14 protein-coding genes are annotated in these 19,014 nt (G+C 40.5%); 10 read left to right on the forward strand and 4 right to left on the reverse strand.

The window, feature by feature from the left end; genetic code table 11:
- Positions 1–8 precede the first annotated feature (8 nt).
- The 6 genes from H4J65_RS05280 to H4J65_RS05305 all read left to right on the forward strand — a co-directional run bounded on the left by H4J65_RS05280 (position 9) and on the right by H4J65_RS05305 (position 8,019).
- Entirely contained in the window at positions 9–707 is a 699-nt protein-coding gene (locus H4J65_RS05280; RefSeq protein WP_182196405.1) for an exonuclease domain-containing protein, read from the forward strand.
- 234 nt (positions 708–941) lie between these two features.
- Positions 942–1,178, forward strand: coding sequence for an RNA-binding protein (locus H4J65_RS05285; protein ID WP_146877867.1), 237 nt, complete (start codon positions 942–944; stop codon positions 1,176–1,178).
- Positions 1,179–1,486: 308 nt separating this feature from the next.
- Positions 1,487–2,665, forward strand: coding sequence for an efflux RND transporter periplasmic adaptor subunit (locus H4J65_RS05290; protein WP_182137120.1), 1,179 nt, complete (start codon positions 1,487–1,489; stop codon positions 2,663–2,665).
- Between the two features lie 12 nt (positions 2,666–2,677).
- The gene (locus tag H4J65_RS05295; RefSeq protein ID WP_182196409.1) at positions 2,678–5,812 is read left to right on the forward strand and encodes an efflux RND transporter permease subunit; all 3,135 of its coding nucleotides are present in this window, start codon (positions 2,678–2,680) and stop codon (positions 5,810–5,812) included.
- Entirely contained in the window at positions 5,809–7,284 is a 1,476-nt protein-coding gene (locus H4J65_RS05300) for an efflux transporter outer membrane subunit (protein ID WP_182196413.1), read from the forward strand. The genes H4J65_RS05295 and H4J65_RS05300 overlap by 4 nt, the downstream gene beginning before the upstream one ends.
- A gap of 123 nt (positions 7,285–7,407) precedes the next feature.
- Positions 7,408–8,019: a TetR/AcrR family transcriptional regulator gene (locus H4J65_RS05305; protein WP_182137123.1), complete on the forward strand. Its 612-nt coding sequence runs from the start codon at positions 7,408–7,410 to the stop codon at positions 8,017–8,019.
- A 278-nt stretch (positions 8,020–8,297) separates the two neighbouring features.
- Here the strand turns inward: H4J65_RS05305 and greB are convergent, their stop codons facing one another.
- From greB to H4J65_RS05320, 3 genes are all read right to left on the reverse strand, one after another.
- On the reverse strand, positions 8,298–8,774 hold the full coding sequence (gene greB / locus H4J65_RS05310) for a transcription elongation factor GreB (RefSeq protein ID WP_182186517.1): 477 nt from the start codon (positions 8,772–8,774) through the stop codon (positions 8,298–8,300).
- A 307-nt stretch (positions 8,775–9,081) separates the two neighbouring features.
- Positions 9,082–9,711, reverse strand: a complete 630-nt coding sequence (locus H4J65_RS05315) for an OmpA family protein (protein WP_182196418.1) — start codon at positions 9,709–9,711, stop codon at positions 9,082–9,084.
- 377 nt (positions 9,712–10,088) lie between these two features.
- Positions 10,089–12,977: a pitrilysin family protein gene (locus tag H4J65_RS05320; RefSeq protein ID WP_182196422.1), complete on the reverse strand. Its 2,889-nt coding sequence runs from the start codon at positions 12,975–12,977 to the stop codon at positions 10,089–10,091.
- 163 nt (positions 12,978–13,140) lie between these two features.
- Between H4J65_RS05320 and H4J65_RS05325 the strand changes: the two genes are divergently transcribed.
- The gene (locus H4J65_RS05325) at positions 13,141–13,971 is read left to right on the forward strand and encodes an SDR family oxidoreductase (RefSeq protein WP_259363426.1); all 831 of its coding nucleotides are present in this window, start codon (positions 13,141–13,143) and stop codon (positions 13,969–13,971) included.
- Between the two features lie 127 nt (positions 13,972–14,098).
- On the opposite strand, the gene H4J65_RS05330 is transcribed toward H4J65_RS05325, so the two are convergent.
- A complete protein-coding gene (locus H4J65_RS05330; protein ID WP_182186510.1) occupies positions 14,099–15,052 on the reverse strand; it encodes a peptidylprolyl isomerase in 954 nt (317 codons plus the stop codon).
- Positions 15,053–15,440: 388 nt separating this feature from the next.
- On the opposite strand from H4J65_RS05330, the gene H4J65_RS05335 reads away from it, so the two are divergent.
- The 3 genes from H4J65_RS05335 to H4J65_RS05345 all read left to right on the forward strand — a co-directional run bounded on the left by H4J65_RS05335 (position 15,441) and on the right by H4J65_RS05345 (position 18,595).
- Positions 15,441–16,151 carry a DUF445 domain-containing protein gene (locus tag H4J65_RS05335; RefSeq protein WP_182137128.1) on the forward strand — a complete coding sequence of 237 codons (711 nt, stop codon included), beginning with the start codon at positions 15,441–15,443 and terminating at the stop codon, positions 16,149–16,151.
- 504 nt (positions 16,152–16,655) lie between these two features.
- Positions 16,656–17,843, forward strand: coding sequence for an amino acid aminotransferase (locus tag H4J65_RS05340; protein WP_182186508.1), 1,188 nt, complete (start codon positions 16,656–16,658; stop codon positions 17,841–17,843).
- A gap of 347 nt (positions 17,844–18,190) precedes the next feature.
- Positions 18,191–18,595 carry a VOC family protein gene (locus H4J65_RS05345; RefSeq protein ID WP_182186506.1) on the forward strand — a complete coding sequence of 135 codons (405 nt, stop codon included), beginning with the start codon at positions 18,191–18,193 and terminating at the stop codon, positions 18,593–18,595.
- The last annotated feature ends 419 nt before the right edge of the window (positions 18,596–19,014 follow it).

Consider the following 19,014-nt stretch of genomic DNA (forward strand, 5'->3'; position numbering starts at 1 on the left):
CATTTATTATGTTAAACCATCATCCATTAACTCGTTGGCTATTCGGTTACGAAGCACAACGTAAACGTATGCTAAAAAGGGCGCCTGAAGGGCCATTGCGTGATTTTCTCAGCGTACCCTTTCCACCGCTTTACACTCCGTTGAACTGTATTCCAATTTTAGCGGTAGATTTTGAAACCACAGGTTTAGATGCGGTGCAAGATAAGTTACTCAGTGTCGGTTGCGTAGAATTAAACCATAATCAAATAAAGCTTGGCAGCAGTTATCACCAAATTATTAACGCTAAAGGCAGCTTAAAGGCCAATAACGTTACTATTCATCAAATTACTGACGATCAAAAAGACCAAGGGCAGCCCTTAGCTGAGGTCATAGAACAATTACTTAAGCGCCTTGCCGGCAAAGTTATGTTAGTACACTTTGCCCGTATTGAACGACAGTTTTTGCGACAAGCCTGCCTTGAACTTTATGGTATGGCGCCACCATTTCCTATTATAGACACCTTAGTGGTCGCTAAAAGAAGACTCGATAAAAGAGATGTGGCCTACGACCCTTCTGAATTAAGATTGTTAGCCTTACGAGAAAAGTACGACCTGCCTGAGCACTATGCCCACAATGCACTCAATGACGCTATCGCAACAGCTGAATTGTTGTTAGCGCAGTTAAGCGAAAGAAGTAAGGGTTTGTCACTGCAGCAATTGATTTTATAAGTTGAGCATTAACCTATTTGCTAGAGAAATAGCCACTACTATTGAAATACTTAAGGTGCTGCACAATAACTTTGCCACACCATGGCGCCTATACCGGCTGCATTTTAATAGACAGATTTTGCACGCCGAGCAAGACTATGTGGCTAAGTTATTTTAGCCAAATGCAGAAAATAGCTTGGTCTATGGTCAAACTATGAGATAATTATGGCCGCAATCACATACCTATGGTCAATTATGAAACTTTTAGTTCGCAACCTTTCTCGTACGACAACCGAACAGGAACTCCGTATTTTATTTTCTGCTCATGGCACTGTCACTGAATGTAACTTAGTTTTAGACCAAGAAACGGCCAAATCAAAAGGTTTTGCTTTTGTTGTAATGCCTGATGAAAAAGAAGCAAAACTAGCCTTGTCTAATCTACATGAAACCAAAATCGCAAAAAATAAAATTCGTGTGAAAATCGCGCAATAATTTTAGCCAAACAATAGAAAAAAAAAGCCAGCTAGATGCTGGCTTTTTTGTCACTAAATAAAACTAAAGCTCGTTAGTACTTGCAGAGTGACCATGCAGCTATTATGACGATATTTTTTCATCTGTTAGCTTGTGCTGTTTTTCATAGCTTAGTGATTTAATCTGCCATTTTAATAACGCTTAATAGCTCAGTTGAGCTTGTAAGTGTAACTCTATGTAATCTTTTGTAAATTCAGTCAATTAAGGTTTATTATTAAAATACTTTAATTTAGAATGATCGTTCACTCTAAATTTAAAAGGTATTTAACATGCAGTGTTCCCGCACCGTTTTATTTGTATTATCAAGCCTCATAGGTTCCGTTGCTTTAACGGGTTGTGATATCGCTGCCGAGCAGTCACAAGTTTTAGCACCTCAAGCTGTGCCAGTAGGTGTGGTGACATTAAAAAGCCAATCATTAACGCTTAAAAAAGAATTACCTGGTCGCATTAGTGCCTTTCAAATCGCTGATATTCGTCCTCAGGTAAGTGGTATAGTGCAATCGCGTTTATTTACTGAAGGCAAGCGAGTTGAGCAAGGCCAAGCGCTTTATCAAATTAATCCTGCCACATTTAAAGCCGAACTAGCGGCGAGCGAAGCCGCTGTGGCGAAAGCGCAAGCCAGTATTGCAAGCAGTAAAGCTAAAGCTTCTCGCTATAGCGAGCTATTAAAAATTAAAGCAGTAAGTCAGCAAGACTTTGATGAAGCTGATGCGTCATACAAACAAGCGAAAGCTGAATTACTAACCGCTAAGGCACAGCAACAAAGTGCGCAAATTAATCTTGATTATAGCCATGTCTCGTCACCCATTAGCGGACAAATCAGTAAGTCGAGTGTCACTGTAGGTGCTTTAGTCAGTGCCAATCAAACAACTGCGCTTGCAACAGTGACTCAGCTTGACCCAATCTATGTCGATTTAACGCAATCAAGCAATGAACTAACCAAGCTTAAAAAAGCGATAGCGTCAGGTGCTTTGACGGTTGACTCGACAAGTCAAACAGACGTTGAACTCATCATGGAAGATGGTGCAACTTATGCTCATAAAGGCACATTACAGTTTTCTGAAGTAACCGTAGACCCAAGTACGGGCTCGGTAACCCTGCGCGCTAAATTTCCTAACCCGGAAAAATTATTATTGCCAGGCATGTATGCCCGCGCTTCTATCATTGAAGGCGTAAAAGCCAACGCTATTTTAGTTCCTCAGCGTGGCGTAAGTCGAAATACTAAAGGCGAGCCAACAGCAATGGTGGTCAGTAAAGACAATAAAGTTGAAAGCCGTATTTTAGCTGTTGATAGAACAGTGGGTTCAAATTGGTTAGTAACAAGTGGATTGGCTGATGGCGACAAATTGATTGTTGAAGGTTTGCAAAAAATTCGTCCCGGTGCCCCAGTTGTTTCATCTGAAGTTGGCTCATCTGCTGCAGCATCTTCTGTAAATAAAGCGCAATAACGGAGCATTGTAATGTCACGATTTTTTATTGATAGACCTATATTTGCATGGGTACTTGCTATCGTGGTGATGCTTGCGGGTATTTTAGCTATTCAAAATTTGCCTATCGCACAGTATCCATCGATCGCGCCACCTGCTGTTAGTATTACAGCAACTTACCCAGGCGCCTCTGCACGTACGCTTGAAGATACAGTAACACAAGTTATTGAGCAGAAAATGAAAGGGCTTGATGGCTTGCTTTATATGTCGTCCACGTCTGAGTCTAGCGGCTCTGCTACGTTGACGCTTTCATTTAGTGCCGACACTGACCCTGATATTGCTCAGGTTCAGGTGCAAAATAAATTGGCAACCGCAACACCATTGCTACCAGAAGCAGTGCAAAGACAAGGTGTTGTCGTTGCTAAATCAGCTCGAAACTTTTTAATGGTTTACGCTTTCGTCTCGAAAGATGGCAGCATGAGCAATATTGATATTGGTGATTATGTTTCATCGAATGTGCAAGATATTGTCTCGCGCGTAGAAGGTGTGGGTGAAGTGCAATTGTTTGGCTCTCAATATGCCATGCGCATTTGGTTAGACCCAGCAAAACTTGAAAGCTATAAACTAACACCAGCCGATATTAGTGCCTCTATATCAGAGCAAAATGCCCAAGTATCAGCAGGTCAATTAGGTGCTATGCCCGCTATTGCTGGCCAACAACTCAACGCGACAGTAACCGCACAAAGTCGATTACAAACACCGGCACAATTTGAAGAAATTTTAGTTAAAAACAGTAGCGATGGCTCTGTTGTGCGCCTTAAAGACGTAGCGAGTGTCGAACTCGGTGGTGAAAGCTACCGTGTAGTTGCCCGTTATGATGGTCAACCTGCCTCAGGTCTAGGTATTAAACTCGCCAGTGGCGCCAACGCACTTGATACGGCTGATGGTATTAAAGCCGCGATAAATGAGCTTGAACAATTCTTTCCTGAAGGATTAGAAGCCGTTGTTCCTTACGACACAACACCCTTTGTTTCTTTATCAATAGAAAAAGTTATTCACACTTTAATTGAAGCCGTTGTTTTAGTATTTATTGTCATGTATCTATTTTTACAAAACTTCCGCGCGACACTCATTCCAACCATTGCGGTACCTGTAGTGCTGCTTGGTACGTTCGGTATTCTATATACTTTTGGCTATTCAATAAATACGATGACCATGTTTGCGATGGTATTGGCTATTGGTTTATTAGTTGATGACGCCATCGTCGTGGTAGAGAACGTAGAACGATTGATGACCGAAGAAAAACTATCGGCGGTTGAAGCAACACGCAAATCAATGGATGAAATAAAAGGTGCTTTAGTCGGTATCGCTATGGTGCTTTCAGCGGTATTCATTCCGATGGCATTTTTTAGTGGTTCTACCGGTATTATCTATCGCCAATTTTCAATTACGCTAGTCTCTGCGATGGGGCTTTCGGTATTAGTTGCACTTATTTTAACGCCAGCACTGTGTGCTTCGTTATTAAAACCAAGTCATGTACACGACAACAGGTCACTAATCGGTAAATTTTTCTCTGGCTTTAACCGTGGTTTTGATAAAACTAACGCCGGTGCGCAAGGCTTTGTTAGCCGAATGATCCAAAACTCTAAACGTTACTTGCTTATTTATGCTGTGATTGTTGGTGGTATGGTCTACGTGTTTTCAAACTTACCGACTGCATTTTTACCTGATGAAGACCAAGGTATTTTGTTTAACCAAGTTTCATTACCCGCAGGCTCTACAACACAACAAACGTTAGAGGTAGTTAAGAAAGTAGAAGATCACTTCTTGAACGACCAATCTGAAGCCGTTAATGGTATTTTCACGGTAACAGGTTTTAGTTTCGCCGGTTCAGGGCAAAATTCAGCGATTGCCTTTGTAAATCTTAAGCATTGGGATGAACGCCAACGTGACGATTTATCGGTACAAGGTGTTGCGGGTAAAGCGATGGGATATTTTTCTACGATAAAAGAAGCCTTTGTCTTTGCTTTCCCACCGCCAGCGATTATGGAACTAGGTACTGCCAACGGCTTTAATATCTTTTTGCAAGACCGTGTTGGTCTTGGCCATGACGCGCTGCTAGCCGCTCGAAATCAGTTATTAGGCTTGGCAAGTCAAAGCCCAATCTTAGCGGGCGTTCGTCCTAACGGCCAAGAAGACATGCCAGAGTTACAACTTGATACTGATTTAGCGAAAGCTGAAGCACTTGGCGTTTCGCAAAGTGCTATTAACAGCACGCTTTCAACAGCATGGGGTAGTAGTTATGTAAATGACTTTATTGACCGTGGTCGCGTGAAAAAAGTGTATATGCAAGGTAATGCAAAATCTCGTATGGTGCCAGAAGATTTAAATAAATGGTATGTACGTAACAAGAATGGTGACATGGTGCCTTTCTCGGCATTTTCTAGCACTTACTGGACCTACGGCTCACCACGTTTAGAGCGTTATAATGGTTTTTCAGCAATGGAAATTCAAGGTAGTGCAGCGCCCGGCTATAGTACGGGCCAAGCAATGGATGAAATGGAGCGTTTAGTTAAACAGCTGCCAAATGGTATTGCATCTGAGTGGACAGGTATCTCGTTCCAAGAGCGTTCAAGTAGTGGGCAAGCTCCTTTACTTTATGGTCTTTCATTACTGTTTGTATTTTTATGTTTAGCGGCATTATATGAAAGTTGGTCGGTTCCATTCGCTATCATGTTAATTGTGCCTTTGGGAATATTTGGTGCAATTATGGCGGCTTTTTTCGGCGGTTTATCAAACGATATTTACTTACAAGTAGGCTTGTTGACTACCATAGGTTTAGCCTCTAAAAATGCGGTATTAATTGTTGAATTTGCCATTCATAAAATGGATGAGGGCTTAGGCCTAGTTGATGCCGCTGTCGCCGCAGTACGCCTTCGTTTACGTCCTATCTTGATGACCTCTATGGCCTTTATTTGTGGTGTTTTACCTCTAGCTATTGCATCAAGTGCTGGCTCGGGTGCGCAAAACGCCTTAGGTATTTCAATTATTGGCGGCACACTTGCCTCATCAATTTTGGTGGTGGTATTTGTCCCGATGTTCTTTGTCTTAGTGCGTCGTATCTTCCCTGGTAAAGTTAACGATTCTATCAAGGAGAGCGCAGAATGAATTTAAAAAATCGTTCTTTTAACGCTGGTAACGTCCACAAGCGCCAGCTGAAAACCCTGACGGTAAGTGCTATTACGTTAGTTGTTTTGAGTGCTTGCCAATTAGCACCTGAGCAAAATAAACTTGCACTACCGGTACCTGATGCCTATGCATCAGGTACCAATCAAGCACAAGTTACGCCACTAAAATGGCAAGAGTTTTTTAACGACAAAAGCCTGCAAGCATTAATTGCACAAAGTCTTGAGCATAATAAAAATCTCCAAATTGCCATGCTTAATGTCCAGCGTGTACGTGGGCTTTATCAAATTGAAGACTCAGCGTTATATCCATCGTTAGATTTTAATAGCTCGGGTACTCGCCAACGTTTACCCGCTGATTTATCAGCAGGAAACAAGGCGACAATAAGCTCACAATATGGCGCAACAGTAGGTATAACCTCCTATGAGCTTGATATTTGGGGTAAGGTAGGTAATCAATCAGCACAAGCCTTACAAACCTTATATTCTACTGAGCTTAGCCAATACAGCACGCAAGTGACGTTAGTGGCTGAACTGGCTAATGCCTGGCTTAACTATGCTGCCGATCAGCAATTATTAACGCTTTCTAGAGAAACCTTGAATTCTCAGCAAGAGTCTCTGTCGCTGACACAAAAAAGCTTTGATTTAGGCGCAGCCTCAAAACTTACGCTTGAGCAACTTAAAAGTACCGTCGCTACCGCAAAAATTGATATCGCAAAAATTGATATCGCAAAATATAAGCGCTTATTAAAACGTGACAAAAATGCTTTAGACTTACTTGTAGGTAAACCAGTCGCGAGTGATTTTCTGCCAAGTAAGTCACTGAATTCGCTGCTTACCTTACCAGAAATACCGGTTGGCTTGCCGTCTGACTTATTAACACAACGGCCAGACATTAAAGCCGCAGAACATCAACTATTAGCAGCAAATGCCAATATTGGTATTGCTCGTGCCGCTTTTTATCCAAGTATTAGCTTAACGGCAAATGCCGGCTCGGCTTCAAGTGATTTAAACAGCTTATTTGATTCAGGCTCTGGATCATGGAGTTTTGTACCTTCGATTCGCTTACCTATTTTTAATATGGGTCGTAACCAAGCGGGGTTAGATGTCGCTAAAGCTGAGCAAGCAATTGCCTTGGTGACTTATCAGCAAAAAATTCAGCAAGCGTTTCGTGAGGTGGCTGATATACTGGCCGATAGAGAAGGTTATCAAGCGCAATTAACCGCACTTGATATGTTGCTACAAAGTCGTCAATCGACCTTTGATTTATCTCAAGCACGTTATAACAAAGGGGTGGATAGTTACTTACAAGTTCTTGATGCACAAAGAACCTGGTATAACGCTCAGCAGCAAAATATTATGGGTCAACAAGCTTTACTTGCTAGTCAAATTAGCTTGTACAAAGTCGTTGGCGGTGGCTGGGAACAAAGTGCTAAAACTGGTCAACCTGAGTAATTTTATCAGGGTACATAATTATTATGTACCCTGATAAAACCCAGTGGTAAATTCATTTTTGAAATGTAAAAACGCTTAATTAAACACTATTTTCGTACCGGTAGTCCGGTAATGGAGTTTCGTATGAAAACCAAAAGACATTCAGATCCTGCGCTTGCTCAAGCACGCAGAGAGCAAGTGCTTAGCGCTGCAGCTGATTGTTTCCGCCGTAAAGGTTATCACGGTGCAGGTATGGCTGAAATATCTCGCACAGCGGGAATGAGTGCTGGGCATATTTATAATTATTTTGATAGTAAAGAAGCCATTATAGAAAGTATTATTGAAAAAGATATGGAAGAAATGTTCTCTATCTTTCAGCAGTTTGAAGACCATCCCAGTGATGTGTTAACCGCACTGTTAGATGGCTTAAATATTGGTGTGCAAAGGCACATGGATACTGGTTCATGCGTTGTTGATTTAGATATGATGGCTGAAGCGGGCAGAAACCATAAAGTCGCAACGCTATTGCGCGACGCAGATGCACAAGCAAGAAATCGTATGAGGCAACTATTAACCAGTGAAAGAAGTCTGTTAAAAGATCATTCTGAACAAGAACTTGAAAGCCGTATAAATGTTATATTTTCGGTGATGGCCGGGTTATTACTAAGAAAAGTTCTTTACCCAGAGCTCACTGAAGAAACCGTATTAATAGCACTTCGACCCGCCATGAAAACATTACTTATGCCATTTGAGTAGCAACAGTAGGGCTTAAAGCTAGCCAACGGATTTGGCTTTTTTTTGTCTATAAGATGATTTTAAGATTTTTATTAATCAAGAAACAATGGTTCTTCCTCCCTTGATTAACCAAGCCATACCGGAAAATTACTGAGTTTATTGCTTAGCTTTACAGAATTTATCTTCGGCTAATTTGTCAGTGTAGCATGGGGGTAATGCCTTGATAAATAAGCGCTTATCGCCATGTTTTGCGACTTAACCACTATGCATCAAGTACTAAGCTAGTGAATTATTTGTCCCTATGATTGCTCATACTGAATATCACTAACGTACCAAATTTTTTCACCTGTTGGCGTCTTCACTACCACTTCGTCATCAACGGCTTTTTTTAAGCAAGCGCGTGAAATAGGGGAGTCGATTGAAGAAAAATCGTTGCGGCCATAGATCTCTTCTGGGCCGACAATACGAAACTTTAGCGTTTCATTATCGTCATTGTTTAAACTCACCCAAGCCCCAAAAAATACTTTACCTTCTTGCTGTGGTCCGTAATCAACAATTTTTAGCTCTTCAAGTATTTTGCGTAGATAGCGCACACGGCGGTCTATTTCACGTAGGCGTTTTTTGTTGTACTGATAGTCAGCATTTTCACTGCGATCACCTAAGCTTGCCGCCCACGATACTTTACGAGTTGTTTCAGGACGGTCTTCACGCCAAAGCTTATTTAACTCTTGCTGTAATAAAACATAACCCGCTCGGGTAATTAATTTTGTTTTCATAACTTGTACTATCGTTTCAATAACTGGCGATGAAGAGTGGTTAGCTGCACATAATGCAAAAAATCAAACACTCATTTACCCGTCATAATATCGTGAAACACCTGGCTAGGCTAGTGATACCAATTAGCCTAACTTATGAAGCCATTGAGTATAATTATTGTTTGATAACAAGCGAGTGTATGAACAGCAAGCTAGTGTTGATGAAACAAAAAAGGGCACTAAGTTATTGAGTTTGCTATGGCTTTAAAATGAAAAATACCGCGAGGTTACGCGGTATTTTAGCTTACTTTTTCTCAAGTGGTGTGGGCTAGGTTTGCTTTGGAATGATCTGAATTTCAACCCGGCGATTAAGTGCGCGGCCATTAGCTTTCATGTTATCAGCCACGGCTCGAGATTCACCATAACCTATGGTTTTTAAACGACTAGCAACAATATCCTGATTGGTTAGATATTGTTTAACACTGCCGGCACGTTGCTCAGATAAATTTTGATTAAACTCTGCTCCACCTTGGCTATCAGTATGGCCTTCAATGCTCAACAAGGTTTTCTCATATTTATTTAACACCCGTGCGATATCGTCTAGCGTGCTATAAAACCCAGAAGTAATATAAGCTTGGCCAATGGCAAAAGTGATATTGGCCGGCATAATTAAACGTAAGTTATCACCTTCGCGCACCACTTCAATACCTGAGCCGGATAACTCGTCACGAAATTCTTGCTCCTGTTTATCCATATAATCGCCAATAGCCACGCCTGCAAGTGCACCAATGGCAGCGCCCCAAACAGCACGTTTATTTTTATGGTTACTGGTCGACTTACCGATAATAGCGCCAGTAATTGCGCCAATAGCGGCACCTTTTTCTTTATTGCTGCTTGCACAACCACTAAACGCTAACGAAAGAGCCACTAAACTGATGATGGATTTTTTTAATTGCATAAATACGACCTTAAGGAGAATAATACGATTTGAAATAACTTGTTTTATCATACCAAGGAAAAATGAATGGCAGATGAACAAGTGTGGCGATAAGCTTTAACTTAAGTGATTGTATCAATTTTACCTGTATAAATAACATGTTAAAGCTTAACTCTTTTCATCGCAGTGCCTATATTTACAAAATTTTGGGTTATTGGCGTAATGCTGGAGTGATGACCGAACTGCCTAATACGGCTAAAAACAGGAGGTTTGAGAGGAGCCTAAATATAAAAACACCACGGCTAGCGTGATGTTTTATTTAAATAACTGATGATGTTAACGTTCAAAGTAGGCGTATAAGATGTAGGTATAAAGTTAGCTTTATACCTTACATAGCCCTATTGAAATACCGCATCAACAGCGATCACTTCAACATTTTTACTAGGTAACTTGAGTTTATAGCTTTCGATAATTTTATCGCTGGCTAATAACTCAGCTGGTTTTTCAGCGTTATATTTCAATGATGAAACTTGCTCTGACAACAAGCGTTTTTTCATATCTTGGCCGTCACCTGAAATAAAGACATAGTGAATATTATCAGTTTGTAAGTTTTCTTTAATCACTCGATTGACATCGGCTAAGGATAATTTAGCAAATTGCCCACGTACATAGTTAACAAATTCATCGGTTTGATAAAACTCACTATCAAGAGCATAACCTAATTGCTGATCTTGGCTCGCTACTAGTTGTGGCGCATAGTTAGTTAAATAATTACGCGTTGCTTGAAAGTCTTTTTCGCTCATACCCTTTTCAATTAGTTTGTCTAATTCGTATAACGCGGCCCGTGTCGCAAAATGGGCATCATTATTTGAACGTAATGGTCGCAGCCATACTTGAAAAATTTGACTAGAACGGCCTAAGTTTGCATCTGGCTTAGTTTGGTACATGCCACGCGGGAAATATTCGATATAGGAATAATCACCGTAGTTCATACCACGTGCTTGGCGTATTTGTTGATACAAGTAGCTATTTGAACTTCTGTGTTCACCAAAATATGAACGCACTAACCATAGCGCGGCCCAATCTTGGTCATTACGCATAGTATCAATTGGAAAACCGAATGAAACCGCGGTTGATTGCGCATTTTTTTCAACTATGGTCGCATGATGGCCTTTTAACACCGGCGCTTTTGCAATGCTTAAACGTTTTTCATCACCCACAGGTAAGGTCGCAAAATCACTCAATAATTGGCTTTTTAAATCACTTGGCAGTGCGCCCGTTATACCCACATGCAATTTAGCCTGCGTAAGTTGTGCGTGATAAAAAGCCTGCACATCATCAAGGGTAATCGCTGCTAAATCAGATAAGTCGCCGCTATTATAATGCGCGTAAGCGTGACCTTGATAAAGTTCGCTATAAAGCACTTCTTTACCTAACTCTTCATCATTAGACGATTTAAGTCCTGATTCAATACCGTCAATTAACTCTTTTTTCAGACGTTTAAAGTCATCTTCGCGCCAGCCTGGGTTCAGTAATTGGTCGCTGATTAATTGATACCAAGGTTGTGCATTGTCTTTATGCACACGACCCGTAAACGAGATCATTTCTTTATCTAGCTGAGACGAAAACTGTCCAGCTAACGGATATAAACCTTGTTGTATTTCTTTATAGCTACGCGTTTGTGAGCCACCTTGGGTCAACATACTTGCCATTAATGCCGCAACGCCTTTTTTACCTGCGGGATCAGCCGCGGCACCGGTATAAAACAAAAAGTTAACATCAATCAATGGTGAGTCATTGGTATTATCTAATAGCGCAAATTGTGCTTTACTCGCTGGCGTTTTTTTCACTTCACGTTTTGTCACCGCCGCGTTTAAATCAACTTCTTGCTCAAACCCCGTCACCTTATCTAATGCCGATAACGTAACCGTCGTGCGGTTATCATCAATAAAATATTTATTAGCGATACGCTTAATATCGTCAGCGGAGATATTATCGAAGCTGTTATAAAGGTGATTAATCGTTTCAGGGTCGCGATCAAAGTGCATGTAGCTTGCTAGGGTTGAAGCAATTGACTCTGAAGAGTCTAAGCTATTGACGAAACTATATTTTAAGTTCGATTTTAAATTATCAAGCTTTTCTGTTGAGACTAATTCAGTGCGCGCTTGCGCGTAAGTTTGATTGATGGCATTACGCACAATCGCTAAATCTTTTTCTTCGTTCACTTTAATAAAAACGTGACGTAAACCGGCATCTTTTGTCGCGGGATTGTAGTTAAACATTTGGCTGGCCAACTGCTTGTCAACCACGAGTTCTTGATACAAGGCTGAGTTATTGGAAAAGTATAATTCAGAGATTAAATCTAATGCCGCGCGATCTTTTTTCTTGGGTTGCCAATCAGCCCCTTTATATGACACTAATAACCAATGGCCTGGTAAACCGTCAAATTTTTCATGGACATATTTCGCCGCTTGTTGTTTTGGCTCTGGCGTAATGTCATTAACAAAATTACCTCTTTGCCAATTACCCCAATGTTTTTCTACCATTGCCATAGTCGCTGCGGGCTCGACATCGCCAACAATCACTAACGAAACATATTCCGGCTTATAAAACTGTTTAAAGAACTTTTTGCCATAAGCAACTTGCTCAGGCATAGCTTCTACGTCTTCAAAAAAACCCATGGTAGTATGTTTATAAGTATGGCTGTCAAAGGCCTCTTTGCGCACAGCAGCGAGTAATTTACGCACAGGGCTGGCATTATTTTTTAAGTATTCACCTTTAACCGTTAATGCTTCAGTTTTAAATTGTGCTTCGGTGTAAGTCAGGTTTTTAAAATGATCTGCTTGAATCTCTAATACTTTATCTAGGTGATCTTTAGAGAAATCTAAATGATAGTTAGTGTAATCGTTGGTGGTGTAGGCACCATTATCAACACCGGCATTTTTAAATAAATCAGCATAAACTGCTTGTGGGAATTTTTCTGAGCCTTTGAACATCATGTGTTCGAAAAAATGTGCAAAGCCGGTTTTACCCACTTCGTCTTCATCACGAGAGCCAACTGAAACTGGAATTTGCACAGAAACCAGATCAGGATAATCGGTTTTTACAATCAGCACGCGTAAGCCATTGTCTAATTCTTTAAAAACATAATTTTGACTGAATACTTTGTTGCTATTCGTGGCAACGGCGGCACTTTGTGCTGTTGAATTTTGGTGAGTTTGGGTGGCTATACAAGCCGAAAGCGTCAAGCTGGCCACAATGGCCACTGCTAAATATTTTATTTTCATTATCAATCCCTTTATTGTTATGCTGATATCTTATGAAATTGATGATGTTTTTTCACTATTTTCAGCATAAATTTAGCCAATAGTCTGTAACAAAATACATACATCATCAATGCCACCAAACAAATTAAGCCGCAATGCCGTCGCGACAAAAAGAGAACTGAGCATGATGAATAATACTTTTATAGATAAAACCGTTATCATTACTGGCGCCTCTGCCGGTGTGGGTGCTGCAACGGCAAGAACTTTTGCCCACCTAGGGGCGAATTTAGTCTTAGTAGCTCGTGGACAAACCGCATTAGATAAAATTACTGAAGAGCTAGCAAGGACAACATCGGTCATCAATATTGCCATGGATATTAACGACCCCACAGCCAATGAAAGCTTGCTGGTAAAAGCAGCGCAGGCTTTTGGCTCGGTTGATGTCTTGATCAACAATGCTGGTTTTCATCAACGTGGTGAGGTAGAAAGTAACCACGCAAATGATCTAGCCAAAATGGTTGATGTTAATTTACGTGCGCCGATTCAATTGTCTTGCTTAATCTTGCCATATTTACGCAAAGCGGGTGGCGGTGCAATAGTTAATGTTGGCTCGCTAGCCGGTAGAACGCCGTTGCAGGGCGCGGCAACTTACGCGGCAACAAAAGCAGGCTTGCGAGCATTTACTTACTCGTTAGCCGATGAGCTAAAAGGGACAGGGATTTATGTTGGCGTGGTTTCACCTGGGCCTATTGATACTGGTTTTATTATGTCAGAAATAGATCAGGTAGAAGACATAGTATTCTCACAAGCCATGAGTAGTGCCCAACAAGTTGCCGATGCTATTGTTAGTATTGCCCGTGGTGAAGCAACCGAAATATCCTTACCCAGAGCCAGTGGTTGGTTAACAACCGTGTCTTATCTTTTCCCGACACTGCGAAGAGTATTACGACCAGCACTTTATCGCAAAGGCCGCAAAGCGAAAGAGCAGTACAAGCAAGGTAACACTAAGCTTTAACACTAAGCCTTAGTATTAGGCCTTAATATAAAATGGTAATACTAAACCGTAACAGCGATTGAAATAATTCAGCCCTAATCAGTCGTGCTATTTATCTACGTTGACGTCTTATTTAATGAAAGTAGTGTTATTGAGCGAGTAAGCGGGTTAACACTGGCGTTTGGCAGACATCAAGTACCGCCGGTGGTTTTTTAAAAAAGAAAGCATCGTCACGTTTAATACGCTCAGTTAATTTAGTGGCAAACAATTTACTTTCGGTATTTTTCACCGCTAAATGAATTTGTTGTTCTGCGGGGACATCTGCCATCATTTGCATCGATACAATGGGCGTATAGTCAGCACTGGCTACTTCAGTCTCACCCTCTATGGTGGCGGTGCGTGTTATCGCTTGCACATGATTCATGCCATAAATAACGCGACCAAATATGCTCATAATACGATCTAAATATCTTGGTGCTTGACCATTAGTAATATAAAAATGACTAGAGCCTGAATTGGCATCGTTACCACGTGCCATGGCAATAATGCCCGGACAATGCGTTAACCAAGCACTAGCTTCGCTAGGATTATAAGCCAGTGCAAAACCGTCTTTAAAACCCGTTTGCTCGGCAAATAAATCCTTGTTTTGCACTAAGGTAAATTGCCAGTTTTTATTGGTTGGCCATTCGCCTTCAAGTGCTAACAAAGGTATTGAACTATCAAGGTTGCTGTCTTCCTCGGGGCCAGCCTGAGCAACAAAACCATCAATAACCCGATAAAACTTGTTGCCATCGTAATGCCCAGCCTGGGTTAAACGCATAAATTGTTCAACATGCCTTGGCGAGAATTGTGGCGCTAACTCAATCACGACCTCACCGTAAGGTAAGCTTAATAACACCATGTTTTCAATAGCGACTGTTCGCCACTCATCTTGATTATTAGCCGGTTGGCCAGCGATGGGTGTTATTTTGCTTTCTTTAATCTCTTGTTTGGCCTGTACTGTGGTACTTAATATTAGGGTACTTAATATGATGAGACTTAACGACAAAGTTAAGTGGTAAAAAATTATCAGCGGGCTTAAAAGCAGGTTACAAAATTTCATGAAATCCCTTTTTCATTTTTTGTCTAACATTAGATAAGGTTATCTAATCATGTGATTGATTGTTTAATATTTCACCATAAATTGCAAACCAAAAGATAAAATTTACCGCTAGTCTTTAGCAAAAATAATATCAAATAAATGAATTATTGGCGCAACAGCAGGCAATTGATACCATATAGCAAAATTAGCAATAGCCAGAGGACTCATTATCTGCCCATTTAAAAGGGTTAAAATAAAAAATGACTGTGTTATAAAAGTGATAAAATTTATAACTAGCATAGCGAGTTACTAAAATTTATATTTTGTATTGAGCTATTTTTCTTGATGAAAAGTAGCCGACGTAATTAATCAAATAGTTATAACTGACCTTAACATTGACGGAGTTTTTGTGAATAAAAGTTTTATCACCAACTTTTTAGCCCTAATCGCTATTATTATTGGCTATATTGTCAGCAACAATATTATTTTTACCCTAGGTTTATTTGCCTTGTCGGGTGCAGTAACCAATTGGCTTGCTATACACATGTTGTTCGAACGCGTGCCTTTTTTATACGGCTCAGGGGTTATTCCCGCGCGCTTTGAAGACTTTAAAATTGCCATTCGTGCTTTAATGATGGAGCAATTTTTTACCGAAGAAAATATTGACCGTTTTTTAGCCGGTAACGACAACCCGGCCACGGCCATTAATCTTGCTCCCGTTATTAATAAAGTCGATTTATCACCGGCCTTTGATAATTTAGTCATCGTCATTGAACAGTCTTCTTTTGGTGGCATGTTAGCTATGGTAGGTGGCACTGAAGCACTACAACCTATGCGAGAGCCCTTTATTGAAAAAATGCGCGCATCGGTCATTGAAATTAGCCAAAGTGAAGAATTTAATGCCATTCTTCGGGAAGAGTTAGAACAACCTAGTATCATGGCTGGCATGCGCGATAAGGTAAGCGATATTATTGAAAAGCGCCTTAATGAATTAACGCCACAACTCGTCAAAGAAATTGTGCAAAAAATGATCCAAGAGCACTTAGGTTGGTTAGTGGTTTGGGGTGGCGTATTTGGGGGTATTATTGGCTTTATTGCCGCCATAGCAACCAAGTTCTAAAGCATGTGCTTTGCTCATCAGCAGTCAGTAACCAGATAATTGTTACTGACTGTTTTACTCTAACCTGCTGATTTATTACTCAGGTCGCTTGCAAGCTCATTCACCCGTTTCGTCAAGAAGTTAATGTCGCTAATGACATAGCTTAATTACAAGCTTAAAAAAGTAACTCATAAAGTAACTCATAAAGTCACTAAAACTTTCATTATATGAAATTTTAGCTCGTCTAGCGTTTAAATCTAAACCAATAAATAGACAGCTAAAATCTTGCCGTAATCACAACCGATTCAATCCCCTAGCTATATTTGTTTATTAATTAACCGGCGATAACTATCCGTTATCAACGAGACTTTTTTCGGCTATTTACGGTGGAAATTTTTAATCTTTATGCTTTAATTTTCACCTGATAGCCGTTATGCTAGCGCTTTAATAACAGGGATTAATGCCACAACTCCAAGCTCGGAGTTCAACCGCTCAGCTCCCTCTCTTGTAAAAGGTACACCCAAAATGTTTGGTCGCTTATCAGCGTTGCCTGCCGATCCTATTTTAGGCTTGTTGGCTAAATATCGTGAAGATTCAAATCCTAAAAAAATTGACTTAGGTGTTGGCGTTTACAAAAATGAAGCCGGTCACACGGCAGTTTTACAATGTGTAAAAGCCGCTGAAAAACATCGACTCGATACTGAAGATACCAAGGTTTATATTGGTCCAACAGGTTCAGCACTTTTTAACGAAGAAATGGCTAAATTAATTTTTGGTCATCATAAAGTGTTGCTAGAAAATCGTACACGCACCATTTCTACTCCGGGTGGCACAGGGGCATTACGTGTAGCAGCTGAATTTATTAATTCATGTAAAGCGGGTGCAACTATTTGGGTAAGTAACCCAACATGGGCGAATCATACTGGTGTATTTCAAGCCGCAGGGTTAAATGTTAAAACTTATCCTTATTATGACTATGAAAACAAAACCCTTGATTTTGATGGCATGCTAGCGGCATTAAAAGAAGTTAAAGCCGATGATACGGTATTACTACATGCTTGTTGTCATAACCCAAGTGGTATGGATTTAAGCAACGAGCAATGGCAACAAATTGTTGAAGTGGCAAAAGATATTGGCTTTTTACCGCTGATTGATATGGCTTACCAAGGTTTTGGTGAAGGCTTAGACGAAGACGCTTACGGTCTACGATTAATGGCTGAAAGCGTTAAAGAAATGATCGTTTGTAGCTCATGTTCAAAAAACTTTGGTTTGTATCGTGAGCGTATTGGCGCTTGTTCTATTATTGGTGAAAGCTCACACAGTGTTGATATCGCTAATTCAGTATTGCTCAGTGTTGTGCGCTGTATTTATTCAATGCCGCCAGCACATGGTGCGGCCTTAGTAGAAACTATTCTGCATTCAGACGAGTTACGCGCCCAATGGCACAGTGAACTACAAGAAATGCGTGACCGCATTAACGGCAATCGTCAGCTACTAGTAGATAAACTTATTGAAAATGGCGTAACGCGCGACTTTAGCTTTATTCCACGTCAAAAAGGCATGTTTTCTTTCTTAGGCATAACCCCTGAGCAAGTACAACAATTGCAAGACGAATACAGTATTTATATGGTGGGTTCAAGCCGTATGAGTATTGCTGGCATTGCTAATCGCAACGTTGACTACTTAGCGCAATCAATCGCGAAAGTGCTATAAGTTATGATTAAAGCACTCCATGCATTAAGATAATGTGTGGAGTTCTTTTCGATTTTATTCGCAACCGACCACTCTCAACCGGCCACTCTCAACCGAGCACTAGCATAACGCCCAAAGATAACTGCATTTTTAAACATTGCTTGCCAAGTATTTTTCAGATTCACCTCATCTCCATAACAAACCATTTCACTAAGCTAAAGTTAACTCCAGCAGCAGTATATTTAAAAAAGAAAAACAAGAAAGAGAATGCGTATATAATATGTTGAGCTAGAAATTTATCGCGTCATGAAAAACCTAACATGAGTCTAAGGTAATGAGTGCCGCAAGTTTTATCAAAGGATATATGGATGATTAAACCCAAAGCAATAGATCATATCGTATTACGCACAGTACAATATCAGGCGCTTATTGACTTCTACTGCGAGGTTTTAGGTTGTGTTGTAGAGCGCACATTGCCAGACGATATCGGTTTAACTCAACTCCGTGCTGGCTCTGCTCTTATCGATATAGTTGATGTAAATGCCGCCTTAGGTAAAGCTGGCGGTCAAGCGCCACAAGCCACCGGCAACAACCTTGAGCACTTCTGCCTGCAAATAGAAAAATTTGATGAAAACGAATTAAAATCTTATCTCCAAGGTAAGGGAGTTGAGGTGGGTGAATTTGAAGAAAGATATGGCGCGCAAGGTATGGGCCGTTCACTCTATTTAAAAGATATTGCCGGCAATAACATTGAACTGTGTGCCGCTAGATAAAATAAAGCGTTAAGAGGGATTAAGGTGCTAGCCTCTGTTGTATTGACGTTTCATCACCAATGAACAACGGCAAGATTAACGCTAAGACTGTCACTTTTATTATTGCAGCACGCGTTACTTTGTTAAATTTAGCGGCCAGACAAAAGTCGCGTACTCATCAAAGTAAAATGATGACAGATTAAATTTCGGCATCATTAAGACCCTTCTCTTTATATCGATATAACTAATAACAATGCAGTTTTTTCACCTTCGATGACTCATTCGTCTGTACATTGAATATCCCAGTGCTAAGCTCATTACATAACGAATGATGAGCTCATACCTGAGCGATTAACTGATTGTAGAAGGTTGAGGTTGAGGTTTAGTCGCGAGTTGAGCACAAACAATAAAAGCAAATTAAGTATTTGAAACCAGGTGAA

The organism is Colwellia sp. MB02u-9, assembly GCF_014077085.1.
In the GTDB taxonomy this organism is placed as follows: domain Bacteria; phylum Pseudomonadota; class Gammaproteobacteria; order Enterobacterales; family Alteromonadaceae; genus Cognaticolwellia.